Below are 18,884 nucleotides of genomic sequence, written 5' to 3'. Positions count from 1 at the left end.
CATGGCGTCCGGAGGGAACGGCGTGATCGGGCTGGTCGTCAACCCGGTCGCCGGGCTGGGCGGGTCCGTGGGGCTCAAGGGCAGCGACGGCGCCGACGTGCAGCGCGCGGCCCTGGCCAAGGGCGCCGAGCCCAAGGCCGGGCGGCGGGCCGCGCAGGCCGTCGCCACGCTGCTGGCCCGCCGTCCCGGGGTCCGGCTGGTGACCGTGGCGGGGGCGATGGGCGAGGACAGCGCCCGCGCCGCCGCGGTCCCGTACGAGCTGGTGCCCTCCGGCGTCGGGGACACAACCGCTGACGCGACCACCGCGGCCGACACGCGGGCGGCCGTCGCCGCGCTGGCGGACGTGGACCTGCTGCTGTTCGCCGGCGGCGACGGCACGGCCCGCGACGTGCTCGACGCCGCGCGGGAGCTGGGCGACCAGGCGCCGCCCGTGCTGGGCATACCGGCCGGGGTCAAGGTGTACTCGGGCTGCTTCGCGCTCAGCCCGGCCACCGCCGGGTTCGTGGCGGCCGACTTCCTGGCCCGGCCGGAGACCGTCGAGGCCGAAGTGGTGGACCTGGACGAGGAGCGCTACCGCCGGGGGCTCGTCAGCCCCCGGCTCTACGGTAGCCTGCGCGTCCCGGCAGGTCGCGCGGCCCTGTCGGGGCGCAAGGCGGGCTCCTCGGACGCGGCTCCGGCCACGGTCGAGGGCATCGCCCGCGCGGTCGCGACCCGGCTGCGGCCGGGGGCGCGCTACGTGCTCGGCCCCGGCGCCACCACGGCGGCCGTGGGCAGGGAGCTCGGGCTCGCCACCACGCTGCTCGGCGTGGACGTGGTCGAGGCCCGCGCGGACGGCGGCGCGGACCTGGTGGCCGCCGACGTGACCGAAGGGGAGCTGTTCGAGCTGGTACGCGGCCGGGAATCGGTCATCGTGCTGTCGGTGATCGGCGGCCAGGGCTTCGTGCTCGGCCGCGGCAACCAGCAGGTCTCGCCCCGGGTGCTCGACGAGGTGCTCGGGGGCGGCGGTGGCGACCGGCTGGTCGTGCTGGCCACGCAGCAGAAGCTGGCCGGGCTCGGGGGGCGGCCGCTGCTGGCCGACAGCGGGGACCAGGAACTGGACCGGAAGCTGGCCGGGCACGTACGGGTGCTCACCGGATACCGCGAAAGCACGATTTATCGCATTTGTGCGGCAAGTGAGGAGTTCTACGGATGAACAGGCTCGATGGCAAGGTCGCGATCGTCACCGGCGGTGCCTCCGGCATCGGCCGGGCGACGGCGGTGCTCTTCGCCGAGGCGGGCGCCCAGGTCGTCGTCGCCGACATCGACGGCGCGGGGGCCGAGGAGACGGCCAAGGCGATCACGCAGGCGGGGGCGTCCGCGGTCGCCGTCCAGGGGGACGTGTCCGCGGAGGAGGACTGCCGGCGCATCGCCCGCACGGCCGTGGACACCTACGGCGGCCTGCACGTGCTGTTCAACAACGCGGGCATCATCCGCCGCACCACCGCGCTCGACCTCGACGTGGACGAGTGGGACCGCGTGATGGCGGTCAACGTGCGCTCGGTGTTCCTGATGTGCAAGCACGCGATCCCGCTCATGACCGAGGGCGGCTCGATCGTCAACACCGGCTCCGGCTGGGGGCTCAAGGGCGGTGGGAACGCGATCTCCTACTGCGCCTCCAAGGCGGCCGTCGTCAACATGACCAGGGCGCTGGCGATCGACCACGCCAAGGCCGGGATCCGGGTGAACTCCGTCAACCCCGGCGACACGAACACCCCGATGCTGCGGGACGAGGCCCGCCAGCTCAACGAGGACTGGGCCGCCTTCGAGGCCGACGCCGCCGACCGGCCGATGGGCCGCTCGGGCAGCCCCGAGGAGATCGCCCAGGCCGTCCTCTTCCTGGCGAGCGACGCCGCCAGTTACGTCACCGGATCCGCTCTCGTCGTCGACGGCGGCGGGCTCGCGTAGCCCCCAACAGCACCACCCCCTGAAGGAGCCCATCATGAAGCGTGCGCTGGCCGTACTGGGTCTGCTCGCCACCGCCGCCACCGCCTGCAGCGGCGGTGGCGGGAATGTTCCAGGCGTGAGCGGGAACGCCGCCGCGGGGCAGGTCACCGTCCGCTGGTCCACCTGGGGATCGGCCGAGGACGTCAAGCTCTACGAGTCCTTCACCAAGGACTTCGAGCAGCGCCACCCGAACATCAAGCTCAAGCTGGAGTCCGTCGCCAAGTACGAGGACTACCACCCCAAGCTGCTCGCCCAGCTCACCAGCGGCACCGCCCCCGACGTGTTCTTCGTGGGCGACGACAACATCGGCAAGTTCGTCTCCGCCGGGGTCGTCCAGCCGCTCAACGACCAGCTCGCGGGCCCCGACTCCAAGAGCAAGCCCGAGGACTTCTTCGAGGGCGTGTACGGCGGCGCCAAGAAGGACGGCCAGATCTACGGCGTCCCGAACGACACCAACCCCGAGGTCCTCTGGTACGACAAGAAGGCCCTGAAGGCCGCCGGCATCACCGAGGACCCGGCCACCCTCAACGCGTCCAAGCAGTGGACCATGGCCAAGTACCTGGACATGAACGCCAAGCTCAAGGCCGCGGGCCTGGGCGGGTCCGTCTACTGGAACTGGTACGGATCCACGTACTCGGTCATCTCCGGCTTCGGCGGCAAGGTCTGGGACGGCGGCAAGTTCGTCGCCACCACCGACCCCAAGTCCCGCAAGGCGCTGGAGACCCTGGCCAAGGGCTACCAGGACAAGACGTTCCTGAGCGCGGACCTGCAGCCCGCGAGCAACAGCGGGAACACCCAGCTCATCAAGCACAAGGTCGGCTTCTACGCCGGCGGCCGCTGGGTGATCGACATCGTCAAGAAGGGCGGCGAGCTGGACAACTACGACATCGTCCCGTTCCCGTCCGAGACCGGCGAGCCGATGCCCGGCGCCGTGGCGGCCTCCTACCTGTCGCTCAACAAGGGCACCAAGCAGCCCAAGGAGGCCTTCACCTTCCTGACGGAGTTCGTCAGCAAGGAGGGCCAGCTCATGCGGCTCAAGGACGGCGGCGCGGTGCCCTCGATCAAGGGCGCCGAGCAGGTCGTGCTGGCCGGCAACTACCCCGCGCACGCCCAGACCTTCCTCGACGTGCGGGACACCGGCTTCGCGAACTACCCCGAAGAGGTCGCGGTGCCCGGCCTGACCGCCTCGATCAACGATCACCTGATGAAGGTCTGGCAGGGCAAGCTCGGCTTCGAGCAGGGCATGACCGAGCTGCAGACCCTCGTCGACGGCAAGCTGGGCTAGCGGATGGCCGTGCTCGCCGGGCCGCGCGGCAAGACCGCCGCGCGGCCCGCCAAGAAGCTGCGCGACCGCGACGGCTGGTGGGCCGCGATCTTCCTCGCGCCGCAGGTCGGCGCGCTGGTGGTGTTCCTGGTGATCCCGCTCGGGTTCGCCGTGGTGCTGGCCTTCATGAACTGGGACGGGCTCGGCGAGAAGTCGTGGGCCGGGCTGTCCAACTTCGCCGCCCAGCTCACCGACCCGCTGTTCGGCCGCGCGGTGTGGAACACGGTCAAGCTGGCGCTGCTGACCGTGCCGTTCGGGCTCGCCCTCGCGGTGCTGATCGCGGTGGCCCTGAACAGCATCAAGGGCAGCAACGTCTACCGGGTCGTGTACTTCATGCCGGTCGTCACCAGCTCGGTGGCCGTCGCCCTGATGTGGCAGGTCATCCTGGCCGGCGACGAGAACGGCGTGCTGAACACCTCGCTCCGGCGCTGGTTCGGCGTCAGCGGCCCCGACTGGCTGCTCGACCCCGGCTGGGTCATCGTGGCCATCGCCGTGGTGACGATCTGGTCCTCGCTCGGCCTCAACGTGGTGATCTTCATGGCCGGGCTGCAGACCATCCCGCCGCAGGTCGTCGAGGCCGCCCGGATCGACGGCGCGAGCTCCTTCCGGATCTTCCGGTCGGTCACGCTGCCGCTGCTGTCGCCCACCATCTTCTTCTCCAGCGTGGTCGCGGTGATCAGCTCGTTCCAGGCGTTCGACCAGATCTACGTGCTGGTGGACCCGAAGGACAACGAGGGCGCGCGCACGATCGTGTACCACATCTTCGATCTCGGCTTCAAGAAGTTCGAGTTCGGGCCGAGCAGCGCGGCCGCCCTGATCCTGCTGGTGCTGACGCTGCTCGTGACGCTGGTCCAGTTCGCCGCGCAGAAGCGCTTCGTCCACTACGACTCGTGAGGCGGTACGCATGAGATCACGGCAGATCGGTCTGCACGCCGCGCTCACGGTCGGCGGGCTGCTGATGCTGTTCCCGTTCGTGTGGATGTTGTTCACCTCCGCCAAGGGCGTGCGGCAGATGATCAACGACCCGACCGCCTGGCTGCCGGACCCCTGGACCTGGCAGAACTATCCCGACGCGTTGTCGACCATGCCGTTCGGGCTGGCGTACTGGAACAGCTTCTACATCGCCGCCCTGAACGTGGTGCTCACCCTGCTCACCTCGGCGATGGCCGCCTACGCCTTCGCCCGGATCAGGTTCAGGGGCTCGGGCGTGCTGTTCGTGCTGTTCCTGGCCACGCAGATGGTGCCGTCGCAGGTGACGATCGTGCCGCTGTACCTGATGCTGGCCAAGTTCGGCTGGATCGACTCGCACCTGTCGCTGATCGTCCCGACGATCGCGAACCCGTTCGCGGTGTTCCTGCTGCGCCAGTTCATCAGGGCGGTGCCGATCGAGCTGGAGGAGGCGGCCAGGATCGACGGCGCGGGCCGGTGGCGGTGCTTCTGGAGCATCGTGCTGCCCAACATCCGGCCGGGGCTCGGCGCGCTCGGCATCATCGTGTTCCTGGCGTCCTGGAACTCGTTCCTGTTCCCGCTGATCTTCCTGAACACGCCGGAGCTGTTCACCGTCCCGCTGCTGCTCAGCCAGTTCGCCCAGCAGCACGGCGCGACCGACTACGGGCAGATCCTGGCGGCCTCGGCGATCGCCGTGGTGCCGACGCTGATCGCGTTCCTGATCGGGCAGCGGAAGATCATCAACTCGATGGCCGCCTCCGGCCTGGGAGGAAAGTAAGTGCTGGACCTGCGCGAACGCCCCTTCACCGAGCGCGGCTCGCGGTTGCTCGTCATGGCGGCCGACGACGGCTCGCTGCGCGTCGCCGAGGCGCTCTACGAGACCCGGCTCGACGACACGACCGTCCGCGCCGGCCTGCGGTTCTACGCCGGCTCCCGGGAGCTGCGCGTACGCCGGGCCCTGCCCGACCGGGTGGAGCTCGACGGCGACGTGACCCTGGCCTTCGCCGACCCCGGCACCCTCGTCGCGGTCGGCGAGGGCGCCCGGGCCGTCTGGGACGGCGGCGAGACCGCCATCGACGGCTGTGTCACCCTCGCCGGCGAGCCGACCGTCCGCGACGGGGCCGAGGTCCTGGCCCGGGCCGCCGAACGCTGGGCCGCCTGGTTCGCCCGGATGCCCGCCGTCCCCGCCGAGTTGCGCGAACGCGCCGAGCAGGCCTGGTGGACGCTGGCGGTCAACCTGGTACGCATCCAGGGCAGGGAGTCTCTCGTCCCCTCCAAGTACGGCTACGTCGGCCTGTGGAACTGGGACTCCTACTTCCACGCCATCGCCCTCAGGCACGCCGACCCCGCCCTGGCAAGGGAGCAGATCCGCATCCTGCTCGACAACCAGCGGCCCGACGGCCTGATCCCCGACGTCGTGCACGACCAGGGAGTGCTCGCCGAGACCACCGACCTGCCGCGCTCCGACCTGGCCCGGCTCGCCCAGCACGTCGGCGGCGAGCCGATCCGGCACGTCGTGCCCGTCACCAAGCCGCCGCTCACCGCGTGGGCCGTGTGGAAGATCCACGAGGTGGACCCCGATCCCGCCTTCCTGGCCGAGGTCTACGAGCCGCTGGTCAGGTCGCAGGAATGGTGGTTCGCCCACTCCGACCCGGACGGCGACGGCCTGGCCGAGTACCTGCACCCGTACTCGTCGGGCCTGGACGACAGCCCGATCTGGGACGGCGGCCCGCGCGCCGAGCCCCCGGACCTGAACTCCTACCTGGCCCTCCAGTACGACCGCCTGGGCGACATCGCCACCGTGCTCGGCAAGGACGCCGGCGGGTGGCGGGCCAGGGCGCAGGAACTCGTGGACCGCATGGTCGAACGCCGCTGGAACGGCCACCGCTTCGTCACCAAGGTCGCCGGAGCTGCCGACGCCGACGTGCGCACGCCGCTCGACCTCATGCCGCTGCTCACCGGCCGCCTCCCGGCCGAGATCGCGGACCGGCTGGTTCAGGACCTGACCTCGCCCTCCTTCTGGGCCGAACGTCCGGTCCCCACGGTGGCCTTCGACGACCCGCGCTTCGACCCCGACGCCATGTGGCGCGGCCCGGTCTGGCTGAACGTCAACTACCTGCTGATCGACGGCCTGCGCCGCTCCGGCCGTCCGGACGTCGCCGACGAGCTCGCCGCGCGCACCCTGGCCATGGTGCGCGACGGCGGCGGTCTGTACGAGTACTGGAACCCCCTCACGGGACGGCGGGCGGGCCGCGCCACGACCGGCTTCGGCTGGTCCTCGGCCCTGTTCGTCGACCTCGCCCACGCCGCCCTATGAGGACGTGACGAGCGTGAACGCCCCCCGCGTCAGCGTCAGCAGCTCCTGGGCCACCGGCCCCTGCTGAAGCGGCGCGGACGGGTTCACGGCGGTCGTGGACACCACGTACGTCCGGCCGCCGGCCGTACGGGCGAGGAAGCTCATGGCCACCAGGCCCGGCTCCGAGCCGCCCTTGTGCCACACCACGGGCCACTGCGCCTTGTCCAGCCGCAACCCCGCGTCGGTGATCGACAACACCTCGCCGACGCGGGCGTCCTTCAGCCGGGCCAGCTCGCCGTAGGCCCGGCAGACCTGGGCGGGCGTGGCGAACCACTCCAGCCGGTCCAGCTCGCGCGGCTCGCTCCAGGCCCGCACCTTCGACACCGGCACCTTGTCCACGACCCGGGCCAGGTAGTCGCGGCGCGCGGACGTGCCGAGCGACAGGTACCGCTCGGCGTACCGGGGGTGGTCGGCGCCCTTGAGCACGAACAGCTCCCTGGTCGTCAGGAACGGCACGTTGCGCCGGTCGCCGCCCCACGAGCGCATGACCCGCTCGACCGTCCGGCGGCCGGCCTTGTCGATCAGCAGGTCGGCGGCGGTGTTGTCGCTGATGGAGATCATCAGCCGGGCTGCCTCCAGCACCGTCACCTGGCTGTTGTCCGGGCGGTCCTGGAGCTCGCCGCTCGGCAGGCTCTTCAGCTCCGGCCGGATCGTGAGCCGGGTGTCCCAGCCGAATGCGCCGCTCCTGATGCGCTTGGCCACCGCGCCCAGCACGTACAGCTTGAACATCGAGCCGAGCGGGAAGGTCTTCGCGTCGGCCACCGCGTGCACCGGGCGGCAGCGTCCGTCGCCGGTCAGCTCGGCGGCCAGGAAGCCGGCGCGCGGGGCGACCTGACGCAGCCGCTGGTCCAGCTCCGACCAGCTCGCCGGCGCGATGCCGCTGAACTGGATGTAGTCGATCCTGTCGGTGCCGTCCACGCTGAGCGCGAGGGTGAACGCCTTGCCGGCCGCCGTGACGGTCGCCGACAGCGACCGCTCCTGGGCCTGGTCGAGCCTGTCCAGCCGCATGCCCCCGAACCCGGCCAGCGCCTGGTTGACCTGCGCCGGAGGGATGTTCTCGAGGAAGCTCGGCGCGAAGTGCCCGGCCAGCTCGGCGTCGCCGACCGGCAGCCGGTTGACGGCGTCCAGCAGCCAGGTGAGCTGCCTGCCGGCGGGGGTGTCGGGGATCTCCGCCGCCGCGGCGGAGGTGGACGTGGTGGCGGGCGCGGCGGTGGGCGCGGCGGCGGGCGCGGTGGTGGGCGCGGCGGCGGGCGCGGTGGTGGGCGCGGTGGCGGCCGTGACCGTGGCGAGGGCGGGGACGGGCTGCGCCGCGCAGGCGGTCACCGCCGCCGCCATGACGGCCGTCGCCAGAACGGGGAACCTGTGGTGAGACCTGACTCCGGCCGTGGCCGGAACCGGGAACCTGTGGTGAGACCTGACTCCGGCCGTGGCCGGAACCGCGAACTTGTGGTGAGACATGACCCCAGCCAACAGCCGCGGCCGGGCCCGCGCCCACCATATGGGCCACCGTTCTCGCAGGTGAGGGTAGCTGCATGAAATGTGCGGATAACCTCATAGACGCCCTTTCAGTTCCCCCGGACGATGGTGGTTCATGAGTTCCAGGCTGCTCGCCGGGTCGCTGGCGACGATCGGGGCCGGAGGCGCCCTCGCGGGCGCGCTGATGGAGTCCCGGACGGGCATCGCGCCGCAGGAGTGGGCCTACGCCGTCCTCGGCGTGGTGCTGCCCGCGCTGGGCTGGCTGCTCGTCGTCCGCCGCGCCGACCTGCGCTACGGCTGGCTGTTCCTGGCCGCCGCCGCCTGCCTCGGCCTCGGCACGCTGGGCTCCGGCCTGGCCATCAGGTTCCATTACGCCGGGCCGGTCGTCGTCTGGATGTCCGCGCTCTACGCCATGTACTACGGCCTGACCTGGATCTTCGTCCCACTGCTCTTTCCCGACGGCCGCCTGCCGTCCCGCCGCTGGCGGCCCGTGGCCTGGTTCGGCGGGATCGCGATCGCCATGCACACGGTGGGATACGGGTTGTTCGTGACCGATCCCGCCCGGCCGGGAGAGCTGCCCGCCGAGCTGTCCGCCGCCTTGATCTGGGCGTCCCTGGCCAGCGCGCTGGGCCAGCTCCTCGTCTTCCTGACAGCCGTCGTGGTCCTCGCCGGGCTCGTGGTCCGCTGGCGGCGCAGTGAGCCGGCCGAGCGCGGCCAGTACGCCTGGATGGTCGCGGGCGCCGCCGTCCAGCTCCTCGCGGGCGTGCTGCTTCTGTACGTGCTGAGCACGCGGCTGTGGGGTGCCGCGTTGATCGGCGTCTTCGCGTTGATGACGGCGTTGCCGGCCGCCGTCCTGGTGGGGATCGTCCGGTACCGGCTGCTCGACATCCGGTTCGGCCTGCGGGGCTCCCGCCTGCACCTGATCTTCGACCTGCGGCCCACCGTCGACGAGGTGCTGTCCGGGCTCGGCACCGCGCTGGCGGCCACGCCCGAGCCCGTCGAGCAGCTCGGACGGCTCGCCGCCGCCGTCCGCGACGGGCTGGAGGCCAGGTGGGCGGCCGTGGAGCTGGCCGACGGGACCCGGGTGGCCGCGGGCGAGGAGGAGGGCGGGACGGCGCTGACCGTGCCCGTGCGCGGCGGCCTCGGACGCATCGAGCTGGGCCCGCGCCGAGCCGGCCGGTACGACCGGGAGGACCAGCGCTTCCTGGAGGCCCTGGCCGTGCCCGCCGGGCTGGCGATCCAGAGCGCCGGGCTGGTCGCCCGCCTGGTCAACGCGCAGGAGGCCGAACGACGGCGGATCGAGCGCAACATCCACGACGGCGTGCAGCAGCAGCTCGTCGCCCTCATCGCCGGGCTGGAGCTGGCCCGCGTCACCGGCGCCGGCCCCGAGGCGCTGGCCCGCCTGCGCGAGCAGGCCCGCCAGACGCTCACCGACCTGCGCGAGCTGGCCGCCGGCATCCATCCGTCGGCGCTCAGCCAGGGCGGCCTGGTGGAGGCCGTCGAGGAACGCTGCTCCCGGCTGCCCGTGCCCACGACCGTCACCTCCGACCCCGGGCTGCGGGCCCGCCGTTTCGCCGACGAGATCGAGGGCGCGATGTACTTCACCGTCAGCGAGGCCGTCGCCAACGCGCTCAAGCACGCCGACGCCGCCCGGATCGAGGTGCGCCTGACCCTGGCGCCGGGCCGCGTACGGGCCACCGTCGCCGACGACGGCAAGGGCTTCGACCCGGCCGCCGCCGCCCGCCGGGGCCTGGCCACGCTCGCCGACCGCCTGGACGCCCTGGGCGGCGGCATGGAACTCGACAGCGAGCCCGGAAAGGGGACGCGTATGCACGCCTGGGTGCCGGCCGATGCCTGAGCCCGTCCGCACGGTCGTCGCCGACGACCACTACCTGGTACGCGAGGGCACCCGGCAGCTCCTCGAACTGTCCGGCGAGGTCACCGTCGTCGGCGCGGTCGGCGACGCCGACGAGCTGCTGGACGCCGTACGCAGGCTGGAGCCGCAGGTCGTCGTCACCGACATCCGCATGCCCGGAGGGCAGTGGCGTCAGGGCTTCGAGGGCATCGACGCGGCCCATCGCATCAGGGCCGCGCATCCCGGCATCGGCGTGGTGGTGCTGTCGCAGTTCTCCGACGCCCTGTTCGCCTTCGAGCTGTTCAAGCACGGGACGGCCGGGTTCGCGTACCTGCTGAAGGACCGCGTGGGCGACCTCGACGAGCTGCTCGGCGCGATCCGGGCGGTCTCCGGCGGCGGCTCGGTCATCGACCCCAAGGTGGTCGAGGGCCTGCTGGCCAGGCGCGAGGTCCGGGGGCAGGGGGAGTCGCTGACCCCGAGGGAGCGCGACGTGCTGCGCGAGATGGCCCACGGCCGCTCCAACGCCGGCATCGCCCGCGCCCTGCACCTGTCGATCTCCTCGGTGGAGAAGAACGTGAACGCCATCTTCACCAAGCTGGGGCTGGAGAACAGCGGCGACGTGCACAGACGGGTGGCCGCCGTGCTCGCCTACCTCGGCCCGGCCGACCGCTGACTCAGCCGAAGACGGCCGGGGGCGGGACCGGGGCGAGGACGGAGTCGCCGTCCTTGATGGGGTAGGCCCCGCCGATGAAGTTCTTCAGCGCCTCCCCGTGCAGGCAGCGCGCCTGGGTGAGCCCGCCGGCCGCGCGCCGGGTCAGCAGGTCGAGCGGCAGCTCCGTACGCGAGGCCGCGACGATCAGGTTGCCGAACCGGCGGCCCCGCATGATCCCCGGCTCGGCCAGCAGCGCCACGTGCCGGAACGTGTCGCACACCGTGGCCAGCAGCCGCTTGGCGAACGCCAGGCCCTTGCCGTCGGCCATGTTGACCAGCAGCGTGCCGTCCGGGCGCAGCACCCGAGCCAGATCGCCCATGTACTCCACGGTGGCCAGCTCCACCGGCATCGTGGCGCCCGTGAACGCGTCCAGCACGACCAGGTCGGCCGACTCGTCCCACACCTTGGCCGTGCCCTCGCGGCCGCCGGCCACGATGACCTTCAGGCGAGGGACCGAGCGCAGGTCGAGCTGCTCACGGACGAGGTTCACCAGCAGGCCGTCGGGCTCGATCACGATGTGCCGCGAGCCCGGACGGGTGGCCGCGACATAGCGGGGGATCGTGCACGCGCCGCCCCCGACGTGGACGCAGCTCAGCGGCCCCTCGGGCAGCAGGTCGATGACGTCGGCCATGAGCCGGACGTACTCGAAATCCAGAAATGTCGGGTCTTGCAGGTCAACGTACGACTGCGGTACGCCATCCTTGGACAGCACCCAGCCGTCCTGCCTGTCCAGGTCCCGGAGAAGTTCGACCTCACCGAACGTCACCGGATAAAGGCCGGGCATCGGTTCCCGCTGTCCACGTGCCACGCTGATCCCTCCCTGGGAGAACCGTATGCGACGCAGAAGGCTGATTGTGCTCGTCATCGCGGTTGTCGCGATATTAGGGGCGGGCGCCTTCGCCGTTCTGGCCGCCGACCACGTCAAGGGCAGCGCCGCCCAGACCGCCGCCGCCTACTTCGACGCCTGGCGGAAAGGCGACGTCGCGGGCATGGCCCTGCTGGTGGACCGGCCGCCGGCCGACTTCTTCGACCGGCACCGCTCGCTGTCGCAGAAGCTGGGCGTCGAGTCGATCAGCCTCACGCCGGGCCCGGTGCGCGGCACGGGGGAGGAGTCGGCCGAGGTGCGCTTCGCGGGCGTGCGCGAGCTGACCGACCTCGGGCCGTGGCCGTTCGACAGCACGCTGCGGCTGGGCGTGCGCGACCGGACCTGGCGGGTGCTGTGGACGCCCGAGACGCTGCACCCGCTGCTCAAGGGCGGCGGCACGCTGGAGCTGGAGGAGGTCGAGGCGACGGCGGCCGAGCTGGTCACCAGCGAGGGCGCCAAGATCCCCAACGACAGCTACGCCGACTCCTACCTCAACCCGCTCAAGCCCGAGTTCGCCAAGGCCAACAAGGGGCTGGAGCTGGTGTCGAGGGTGCCGGGACAGCCCGACAGGGCGCTGCTGAGCCGCCTGCCGAAGGCGAACGTCGAGCGCACCACCCTGTCGCGGCCGGTCCAGGCGGCAGCCGCGCGGGCCCTGGACGGCGTGGCCGACTCCTCGATCGTGGTGCTCAGACCGAGCACGGGGGAGATCCTGGCCCTGGCCGACCGGCTGGAGGACAACTTCAGCGCGGTGCGCGACGCCTTCCCGCCCGGCTCGACGTTCAAGACGATCGTGGCCGCCGCGCTGCTGGAGAAGGGGGTTACGCCGGCCGACGAGATGGGCTGCCCGGCTTCGTACACGCCGGACTTCTCGGCGCCGATCAGCAACGACGGCGGCGCGGACCGGGGGACCGTCACCTTCGCCGACGCCTACGCCTACTCCTGCAACACCACCTTCGTCGAGCAGGCCACGACCAGGCTCACCATGGAGGACCTGCGCGCGACCGCCGCCCGGTGGGGGTTCGACCGGACGATGGCGACGGGCGTCGGCGGCCGGTGCGGCACGATGCAGGAGACCGACGACACGGACATGTTCTCCCTGAACGTCATCGGCCAGGGCACGGTGGTGGCCACCCCGCTGTGCATGGCCACCGTGGCCGCCGCCGTGCAGAGCGGTACGTGGCGCTCGCCCCGCCTGCTGTCGGAGGACGACGTGCGCCGCGTGGACGGCGAGCCGTTCCCGGACGTCCACCTGGACGAGGGGGTGGTCGGGGCGTTGCGGGAGATGATGGCCGCCGTCGTGGACCACGGGACGGCCAGCCAGGCCGGCCTGCCGGCGGGCGTGGCGGGCAAGACGGGCACCGCCGAGGTCGAGGGCCAGACGTCGCACGGCTGGTTCATCGGCTACCGGGACGACCTGGCGTTCTGCGTGTTCGTCAGGAACGGGGGCTCGGGCCGCTCGGCGGCGGTGCCGATCGCCGTGCGCTTCCTGAACGGACTGTGACCAGCGGCACTTCAGCCGAATCCGTAACCTACGGTACCGTAGGTTACATGACGACCATCACCGTGAAGCCGAGGCTGCGTGGCTGGTTGCACACCGGGGCGCTGCCGGTGACGCTGGTGGCCGGGTTCGTGCTCGTGGCGCTCGGCCCGACCCAGCAGGCCCGCCTGGCGGCCGGCGTCTACGCCATCACCTCGGCGCTGCTGTTCGGCATCTCGGCGACCTACCACCGGGGCACGCTGGGGCCGCGCCTGGCCGAGGTCCTGCGCCGGTTCGACCACGCCAACATCTACCTGATCATCGCGGGCACGTACACGCCGTTCGGACTGCTGGCCCTCGACGGCGCGGCCAGGGTCGCCGTGCTGTCCGTCGTGTGGGGCGGCGCGCTGGCCGGGGTGCTGTTCCGGGTGTTCTGGATGAGCGCGCCGCGCTGGCTCTACACCGTCCTGTACCTGGCGCTGGGCTGGACCGCGATCTTCGTGATGCCGCAACTGCTCGAAGGGGCCGGGGTGGCCGCCGTCGTGCTGGTGGCCGTGGGCGGGGTCTTCTACTCGGCGGGCGCCGTCGTCTACGGCCTGCGCCGGCCCGATCCGTCGCCGCGCTGGTTCGGCTTCCACGAGGTCTTCCACGCCTTCACGATCGCCGCGTACCTGGTGCAGTACATCGCGGTGTCGATCGTGGTCTACTCCCACATGTAGATAGACATTTGACCCGAAGCTGGTCTCTTTTCGCACTCATCACGGAAAGCAGACCAGTATGCAGGAACTTACGCGCTCGTGGTGGCTGCTGCTCATCCGTGGCATCGCCGCGATCATCTTCGGTGTGCTGGCGTTGATCTGGCCGGGAATCACGCTGCTGGTGCTGGTGATCTTCTTCGGTGCGTACGCCATCGTCTCCGGCGTCTTCGAGTTGTTCGCCGCCTTCCGGCACGGCGCCCGGTCGCGGGCCTGGCTGATCTTCTCGGGCATCGTCGGCATCGTGGCGGGTGTCATCGCCTTCGTCTGGCCGGGGATCACCTCACTCGCCCTGCTCTACCTCATCGCCTTCTGGGCCATCATCTCCGGCGTCTCCGAGATCGTGGCGGGCGTGCGGCTGCGCAAGAGCATCGAGAACGAATGGATGTTCATCATCGCCGGCATCCTGTCGGTGATCTTCGGTGTGCTGCTGCTCATCTGGCCCGGCGCCGGAATGCTGAGCCTTGTCTGGCTGATCGGCATTTTCGCGATCCTGTATGGAATCGCAATGATTGTGCTGTCACTTCGTTTGAAGAAGTTCACTCGCGGGGCAGGAATACCGTAAATTTTACGGATACGACCGGGTTCCCTGTGAGGAACCTCCGGCCTGTCTCACGACATTGGAGAAGGCATGGACGTACACACCCGCCTTGCCCGTCACCTGCTCGTCGATGGCTACCGTCTCGTCCTCGATCTCGAACTCAGCCGTGGCTCCTGGTTGGTCGACGCCCGCAACGGCCGCCGCTACCTGGACTTCTACACCTTCTTCGCGTCCGCCCCCCTCGGTGTGAACCCGCCCTTCGCCCCCGACTTCGCCGCGCTGCTCGGCCAGGTCGCCCGGAACAAGCCCGCCAACCCCGACATCTACACCGAGCACCTGGCCGACTTCGTCGACACGTTCGCCCGGGTGCTCGGCGACCCGGAGCTGCCTCACCTGTTCTTCGTCGAGGGCGGCGCCCTGGCCGTGGAGAACGCGCTCAAGACCGCCTTCGACTGGAAGAGCCGGCGCAACGAGGCCGCCGGCCGCCCCCGCGACCTGGGCACCAAGGTCATGCACCTGACCCGGGCCTTCCACGGCCGCAGCGGCTACACGCTGAGCCTGACCAACACCGAGCCGGGCAAGACCGACCGCTTCCCGAAGTTCGACTGGCCGCGCATCGACGTGCCGGCCATCCACCTCGGCGACGTGGAGGCCGCCGAGGCCCGCGCGCTGGCCCAGGCCAGGGAGGCGTTCGCCCGCCACCCGCACGACATCGCCTGCTTCATCGCCGAGCCGATCCAGGGCGAGGGCGGCGACAACCACATGCGGGCCGAGTTCCTGCGCGCGATGCAGGACCTGTGCCACGAGCACGACGCCCTGTTCGTCCTGGACGAGGTCCAGACCGGCGGCGGCACCACCGGCACGCCCTGGGCCTACCAGCAGCTCGGCCTGGCCCCCGACGTGGTGGCCTTCGCCAAGAAGGTGCAGGTCGGCGGGATCATGGCCGGCCGCAGGGTCGACCAGGTGGCCGACAACGTCTTCCAGCTCAGCGGCCGGATCAACTCCACGTGGGGCGGCGGCCTGGTGGACATGGTCCGCAGCCGCGGCATCCTGGAGATCGTCGAACGCGACGGCCTGATCGCCCGGGCCGGCACGCTCGGCGGCGTCCTGCTCGAACGGCTCACCAAGCTGGAGGCCGAGCACCCCGACACGGTCTCGGCCGTGCGCGGCAGGGGCCTGATGTGCGCCTTCGACCTGCCCGACCAGGCCGCCCGCGACGGGTTCGTGACCCGGCTCAGGGAGGAGCACGGCGTGCTGGCGCTGCCCTGCGGGCCCCGGTCCGTACGCCTGCGCCCGGCGCTGAACATCCCCGAGACCGACCTCGAACACGGCCTGAACGCGCTGTCCGCCGCGCTCTGAGCGCCGCTCACTCGGTCGAGGCGATGCTGGTGGCGCTGCGGCGCGGCCCGCCGTAGCGCCAGAAGAAGTTCAGCAGCACGCTGACCCGGTTGCGCCCGCCCAGCAGGTACGCCACGTGCACGAAGATCCAGGCCAGCCAGGCGGGCAGGCCGCGCATGGTCAGCCCGTCGCGCAGCTGGAGCACCGCCTCGGCCTTGCCGACCGTGGCCATGATCCCCGGGTCGCGGTAGGAGAAGCGGCTGAGTGGCCGCCCGTGCGCCGCGGCCAGGACCTGCCTGCCCACGTGCTTGCCCATCTGGATGGCCGGCTGGGCGAGCTGGGGCAGCGCGTCCGGCTGCCCCGCGAGGTCGCCGGCCACGAAGATCTCGGGATGGTCGGGCACGTTCAGCGCGTCGGTGAGCGTGATCCGGCCGCCCTTGCCCTGCGGCAGCCCCCAGTCGGTCACCTCCTTGGGCGCGGTGACGCCGAGGGCCCAGACGGTCACGTCGCTCGCCAGGCGCGTCCCGTCCTCCAGGATGACGGCGTCCGGCTCCACGCCCGCCACCGTGGCTCCCAGGCGCATCCGCACGCCTCTCCTGCGCAGCGCCGCGGCCGCCGCGTCCCGCAGCCGCGGCTTGTACGGCGCCAGCACGTGGTCGAACCGCTCGACCAGGGTGACGCTCGTCTGGTCGGGCCGGATCTCCGGATGCGTCAGCGGTACCGTACGGCGGCGCAGCTCGGCCAGCGTGCCCGCGGTCTCCACGCCGGTCGCGCCGCCGCCCACCACCACGACGTGGGTGCCCTCGCGACGGCCCGCCGCGGTGTCCTCCAGGTAGTGCTGGAGCCGTCGCCGCAGCTCGGCCGCGTCACGCAGCGAGTAGATCGGCAGCGCGTTCTCCTCGGCGCCGCTCACGTGGATCCAGTTGGTGGTGACGCCGGTGGCGATCACCAGGTAGTCGTAGTCGAGGGTGGAGCCGTCCTCGAACTCCACCCGCCGGTCGGACGGGTGCACCTTGCTCAGCGCGGCCCGGTGGGCGCGGACGTTCGGCCACTTCGCGGCGAACGTACGGATCGGGTAGGAGATGTCGGACGTGCCCATCCCCGCGGTGGCCACCTGGTAGAGCAGGGGCTGGAAGGTCGAGTAGGGGTTCCGGTCCACGAGCGTGACCAGGGCGCCGCCCTTGGCCAGTTCCCGCGTCGCGGCCAGGCCGGCGAAGCCCGCCCCCACGACGACGACGCGCGCTCTCCGCACGATGACCACGTTCCTTCCCGGGATTCCGATTCATGGTCCATATGGCACCGAGAGCATCGGTTAAACCATTTCTGTCGGATACACCACCGGGAAGTGGGGAGATCCGGGGTAGGGCATTTCGTATGTCTGAGCAAGTGACCACGATGGAACGTCTGGGCCGCCGCATCGCCGAACGCCGCGAATCGCTGAACCTGAGCCGGCAGGACCTGGCCGACAGGTCCGGCGTGGCGGCCGGCTACGTCGCCTATCTGGAGGACCAGTCCGGCATCTCGGTGCGCGAGGCCCTGACCCGCCTGGCCGCGGCGCTGGAGACGACCGTGGAGGGCCTGCTCGGGGAGGTGGCGGACACGCCCGCCGGCGTGGGCCCGGCCTCGGCGCACCCGACGCTGCTCCCGCTGGGCGAGGAGGAGTGCCTGCGCCTGCTGCGGTCCGGAGGAGTGGGCCGGATCGCCTTCGAGGGCCGCTACGGCCTGACCGTGCTGCCGGTGAACTTCCGCATGTCCGAGGGGGCGATCGTGTTCCGCACGGTGGCGGGCGGCAGCACCGACGAGGACCTGAACACAGGGGTGGAGAACGTCGAGTACGAGGTCGCGTTCGAGGTCGACCGCATCGAGGAGCTGACCCGGGGCGGCTGGAGCGTGCTGGTCCGCGGCTCGCTCCACCACGTCACGACCGAGCGGGAACGCGCGGAGGCGGAGAGCACGGGCGTCGAGCCGTGGGCCGGCGGGCGGCGCCAGCACTACCTGAAGATCAGGCCCACCCGCCTGACCGGACGCAGGATCGCGCCCGGCTGAACGCCTCGGCCGATCAGTCGCCGTCCTTCCTGATCGAGAGCCACAGCCCGATGGCCGTCACCCGGGAGTCGACGCCGAGCTTGGCGTAGATCCGGTTGACGTGGTTCTTCACGGTCTTCTCGCTGAGGAACAGGCGCTGGGCGATCTGGCCGTTGGACTGGCCCGTGGCGATCAGGTCCATGACCTCGGCCTCGCGTTTGCTCAAGGACGTGAGCACGCTATCGAACGCTGCGTCGTCGACTCTCATCCGGCCTCCGGGGGCGCGCAGACGGTCTGATCGCCGATGGCCCCCGTGCTTCCGGCGTTAGCGGTAGACAGCGAGCATAACTCGCATTGTCCTGATTTGGGGGCGTTGTCGGGAGAAAACGACAACAGCCGGTCCCGAGGGACCGGCTGTGCGCTTGGGGTGAGTGAAGGGACTTGAACCCTCGACATCCAGGACCACAACCTGGCGCTCTGCCAACTGAGCTACACCCACCATGGCCGCCAGTTCCGTGGCGGCACAGGAAAAGTGTAGCGGGGTTCGGGAGTCTTTACGCCATCCAATTAGCCGCTGACCCGCTCGGCGAGTTGCCGGGCGGTCGCCGAGTCGGGCCCGGGCTGGGCCACGAAGATCGCCGCGCGGTAGTAGCGCAGCTCCCTGATGCTCTCCTTGATGTCGGCCAGCGCGCGGTGGCCGCCCTGCTTCTCGGGGGCCGCGAAGTAGACCCGCGGGTACCAGCGGCGGGCCAGCTCCTTGATCGACGACACGTCGACCATGCGGTAGTGGAGATAGCCGTCGACGCCGGGCATGTCCCTGGCGATAAACGTGCGGTCGGTGCCGATCGAGTTGCCGCACAGCGGCGCCTTCTTCGCCTCCGGCACGTGACGCCGGATGTAGTCGAGCACGAGCGACTCCGCCTCGGCCAGCGTGACGCCGCCCGGCAGCTCGGGCAGCAGGCCCGAGGCGGTGTGCATCTCGCGCACCACCTGCGACATCTGCTCCAGCGACTCCGGCGGCGGCTTGATGACCACGTCGACGCCTTCGTCGAGCTGATTGAGCTCGCTGTCGGTGATGACACACGCCACCTCGACCAGCGCGTCGCGCCCCAGGTCGAGCCCGGTCATCTCGCAGTCGATCCAGACCAGCACGTCACTCATTCGATCTCCTCGCCCAGCGGCTCGGAGCAATCCGCCCGCTTGTTACCCCACCAGCCTAGTGCCACCCG

At 71.1% G+C, this 18,884-nt stretch carries 18 protein-coding genes and 1 tRNA gene; 13 read left to right on the top strand and 6 right to left on the bottom strand.

What is annotated here, in order from left to right:
* Position 1: 1 nt before the first annotated feature.
* Genes ACIA8R_RS09470 through ACIA8R_RS09445 form a run of 6 tightly spaced genes read left to right on the top strand, consistent with a single transcriptional unit; the run spans position 2 to position 6,572 of the window.
* Positions 2 to 1,192 carry an ATP-NAD kinase family protein gene (locus tag ACIA8R_RS09470; protein ID WP_397037593.1) on the top strand — a complete coding sequence of 397 codons (1,191 nt, stop codon included), beginning with the start codon at positions 2 to 4 and terminating at the stop codon, positions 1,190 to 1,192.
* Positions 1,189 to 1,944 carry an SDR family NAD(P)-dependent oxidoreductase gene (locus ACIA8R_RS09465; protein WP_357699202.1) on the top strand — a complete coding sequence of 252 codons (756 nt, stop codon included), beginning with the start codon at positions 1,189 to 1,191 and terminating at the stop codon, positions 1,942 to 1,944. Before ACIA8R_RS09470 ends, ACIA8R_RS09465 begins: the two co-directional genes overlap by 4 nt.
* Before the next feature lie 34 nt (positions 1,945 to 1,978).
* Positions 1,979 to 3,268, top strand: coding sequence for an ABC transporter substrate-binding protein (locus ACIA8R_RS09460; RefSeq protein WP_397037591.1), 1,290 nt, complete (start codon positions 1,979 to 1,981; stop codon positions 3,266 to 3,268).
* 3 nt (positions 3,269 to 3,271) lie between these two features.
* Positions 3,272 to 4,201 (top strand): carbohydrate ABC transporter permease, encoded by a 930-nt coding sequence (locus ACIA8R_RS09455; protein WP_397037589.1) that lies wholly within the window; start codon positions 3,272 to 3,274, stop codon positions 4,199 to 4,201.
* Between the two features lie 10 nt (positions 4,202 to 4,211).
* Positions 4,212 to 5,033 carry a carbohydrate ABC transporter permease gene (locus ACIA8R_RS09450; protein WP_357699208.1) on the top strand — a complete coding sequence of 274 codons (822 nt, stop codon included), beginning with the start codon at positions 4,212 to 4,214 and terminating at the stop codon, positions 5,031 to 5,033.
* Positions 5,034 to 6,572, top strand: a complete 1,539-nt coding sequence (locus tag ACIA8R_RS09445) for an amylo-alpha-1,6-glucosidase (protein WP_397037587.1) — start codon at positions 5,034 to 5,036, stop codon at positions 6,570 to 6,572.
* Here the strand turns inward: ACIA8R_RS09445 and ACIA8R_RS09440 are convergent.
* A complete protein-coding gene (locus tag ACIA8R_RS09440) occupies positions 6,567 to 7,946 on the bottom strand; it encodes a serine hydrolase (protein WP_397037585.1) in 1,380 nt (459 codons plus the stop codon). The genes ACIA8R_RS09445 and ACIA8R_RS09440 overlap by 6 nt on opposite strands.
* A 256-nt stretch (positions 7,947 to 8,202) precedes the next feature.
* Here ACIA8R_RS09440 and ACIA8R_RS09435 point away from each other — a divergent pair, with 256 nt between their 5' ends.
* Both ACIA8R_RS09435 and ACIA8R_RS09430 read left to right on the top strand, forming a co-directional pair.
* The gene (locus ACIA8R_RS09435; RefSeq protein WP_397037583.1) at positions 8,203 to 9,945 is read left to right on the top strand and encodes a histidine kinase; all 1,743 of its coding nucleotides are present in this window, start codon (positions 8,203 to 8,205) and stop codon (positions 9,943 to 9,945) included.
* Positions 9,938 to 10,615 (top strand): response regulator transcription factor, encoded by a 678-nt coding sequence (locus ACIA8R_RS09430; RefSeq protein WP_357699216.1) that lies wholly within the window; start codon positions 9,938 to 9,940, stop codon positions 10,613 to 10,615. Before ACIA8R_RS09435 ends, ACIA8R_RS09430 begins: the two co-directional genes overlap by 8 nt.
* Position 10,616: 1 nt before the next feature.
* On the opposite strand, the gene ACIA8R_RS09425 is transcribed toward ACIA8R_RS09430, so the two are convergent.
* The gene (locus tag ACIA8R_RS09425; RefSeq protein ID WP_364084608.1) at positions 10,617 to 11,462 is read right to left on the bottom strand and encodes a fused MFS/spermidine synthase; all 846 of its coding nucleotides are present in this window, start codon (positions 11,460 to 11,462) and stop codon (positions 10,617 to 10,619) included.
* A 25-nt stretch (positions 11,463 to 11,487) separates the two neighbouring features.
* Here ACIA8R_RS09425 and ACIA8R_RS09420 point away from each other — a divergent pair, with 25 nt between their 5' ends.
* From ACIA8R_RS09420 to lat, 4 genes are all read left to right on the top strand, one after another.
* Entirely contained in the window at positions 11,488 to 13,020 is a 1,533-nt protein-coding gene (locus ACIA8R_RS09420; protein WP_397037581.1) for a penicillin-binding transpeptidase domain-containing protein, read from the top strand.
* A gap of 47 nt (positions 13,021 to 13,067) precedes the next feature.
* Entirely contained in the window at positions 13,068 to 13,715 is a 648-nt protein-coding gene (locus ACIA8R_RS09415) for a hemolysin III family protein (RefSeq protein ID WP_357699222.1), read from the top strand.
* A gap of 58 nt (positions 13,716 to 13,773) precedes the next feature.
* A complete protein-coding gene (locus ACIA8R_RS09410; protein ID WP_357699224.1) occupies positions 13,774 to 14,316 on the top strand; it encodes an HdeD family acid-resistance protein in 543 nt (180 codons plus the stop codon).
* Positions 14,317 to 14,382: 66 nt separating this feature from the next.
* Positions 14,383 to 15,651: an L-lysine 6-transaminase gene (gene lat / locus ACIA8R_RS09405; protein WP_364084600.1), complete on the top strand. Its 1,269-nt coding sequence runs from the start codon at positions 14,383 to 14,385 to the stop codon at positions 15,649 to 15,651.
* A gap of 7 nt (positions 15,652 to 15,658) precedes the next feature.
* Here lat and ACIA8R_RS09400 read toward each other — a convergent pair whose 3' ends face one another.
* Entirely contained in the window at positions 15,659 to 16,882 is a 1,224-nt protein-coding gene (locus ACIA8R_RS09400; RefSeq protein ID WP_397037578.1) for an NAD(P)/FAD-dependent oxidoreductase, read from the bottom strand.
* A 122-nt stretch (positions 16,883 to 17,004) separates the two neighbouring features.
* Between ACIA8R_RS09400 and ACIA8R_RS09395 the strand changes: the two genes are divergently transcribed.
* Positions 17,005 to 17,676: a pyridoxamine 5'-phosphate oxidase family protein gene (locus ACIA8R_RS09395; RefSeq protein ID WP_364084594.1), complete on the top strand. Its 672-nt coding sequence runs from the start codon at positions 17,005 to 17,007 to the stop codon at positions 17,674 to 17,676.
* Between the two features lie 13 nt (positions 17,677 to 17,689).
* On the opposite strand, the gene ACIA8R_RS09390 is transcribed toward ACIA8R_RS09395, so the two are convergent.
* From ACIA8R_RS09390 to orn, 3 genes are all read right to left on the bottom strand, one after another.
* Positions 17,690 to 17,923, bottom strand: a complete 234-nt coding sequence (locus tag ACIA8R_RS09390) for a helix-turn-helix transcriptional regulator (RefSeq protein ID WP_364084591.1) — start codon at positions 17,921 to 17,923, stop codon at positions 17,690 to 17,692.
* 155 nt (positions 17,924 to 18,078) lie between these two features.
* Positions 18,079 to 18,154, bottom strand: a tRNA-His gene (locus ACIA8R_RS09385).
* A 68-nt stretch (positions 18,155 to 18,222) separates the two neighbouring features.
* Positions 18,223 to 18,816: an oligoribonuclease gene (gene orn / locus ACIA8R_RS09380; RefSeq protein ID WP_357699233.1), complete on the bottom strand. Its 594-nt coding sequence runs from the start codon at positions 18,814 to 18,816 to the stop codon at positions 18,223 to 18,225.
* Between the last annotated feature and the right edge of the window lie 68 nt (positions 18,817 to 18,884).

The organism is Nonomuraea sp. NPDC051191, assembly GCF_044455665.1.
Taxonomy (GTDB): domain Bacteria; phylum Actinomycetota; class Actinomycetes; order Streptosporangiales; family Streptosporangiaceae; genus Nonomuraea.
This window is presented reverse-complemented; position numbering and strand designations above follow the sequence as displayed.

Excerpts from the sequence above, each read along its gene's own strand:
- ACIA8R_RS09470 (WP_397037593.1), top strand. The coding sequence starts at position 2 with ATGGCGTCCGGAGGGAACGGCGTGATCGGGCTGGTCGTCAACCCGGTC.
- ACIA8R_RS09465 (WP_357699202.1), top strand. The coding sequence starts at position 1,189 with ATGAACAGGCTCGATGGCAAGGTCGCGATCGTCACCGGCGGTGCCTCC.
- ACIA8R_RS09460 (WP_397037591.1), top strand. The coding sequence starts at position 1,979 with ATGAAGCGTGCGCTGGCCGTACTGGGTCTGCTCGCCACCGCCGCCACC.
- ACIA8R_RS09455 (WP_397037589.1), top strand. The coding sequence starts at position 3,272 with ATGGCCGTGCTCGCCGGGCCGCGCGGCAAGACCGCCGCGCGGCCCGCC.
- ACIA8R_RS09450 (WP_357699208.1), top strand. The coding sequence starts at position 4,212 with ATGAGATCACGGCAGATCGGTCTGCACGCCGCGCTCACGGTCGGCGGG.
- ACIA8R_RS09440 (WP_397037585.1), bottom strand. The coding sequence starts at position 7,946 with ATGGCGGCGGCGGTGACCGCCTGCGCGGCGCAGCCCGTCCCCGCCCTC.
- ACIA8R_RS09435 (WP_397037583.1), top strand. The coding sequence starts at position 8,203 with ATGAGTTCCAGGCTGCTCGCCGGGTCGCTGGCGACGATCGGGGCCGGA.
- ACIA8R_RS09430 (WP_357699216.1), top strand. The coding sequence starts at position 9,938 with ATGCCTGAGCCCGTCCGCACGGTCGTCGCCGACGACCACTACCTGGTA.
- ACIA8R_RS09420 (WP_397037581.1), top strand. The coding sequence starts at position 11,488 with ATGCGACGCAGAAGGCTGATTGTGCTCGTCATCGCGGTTGTCGCGATA.
- ACIA8R_RS09415 (WP_357699222.1), top strand. The coding sequence starts at position 13,068 with ATGACGACCATCACCGTGAAGCCGAGGCTGCGTGGCTGGTTGCACACC.
- ACIA8R_RS09410 (WP_357699224.1), top strand. The coding sequence starts at position 13,774 with ATGCAGGAACTTACGCGCTCGTGGTGGCTGCTGCTCATCCGTGGCATC.
- lat (WP_364084600.1), top strand. The coding sequence starts at position 14,383 with ATGGACGTACACACCCGCCTTGCCCGTCACCTGCTCGTCGATGGCTAC.
- ACIA8R_RS09395 (WP_364084594.1), top strand. The coding sequence starts at position 17,005 with ATGTCTGAGCAAGTGACCACGATGGAACGTCTGGGCCGCCGCATCGCC.
- ACIA8R_RS09390 (WP_364084591.1), bottom strand. The coding sequence starts at position 17,923 with ATGAGAGTCGACGACGCAGCGTTCGATAGCGTGCTCACGTCCTTGAGC.
- orn (WP_357699233.1), bottom strand. The coding sequence starts at position 18,816 with ATGAGTGACGTGCTGGTCTGGATCGACTGCGAGATGACCGGGCTCGAC.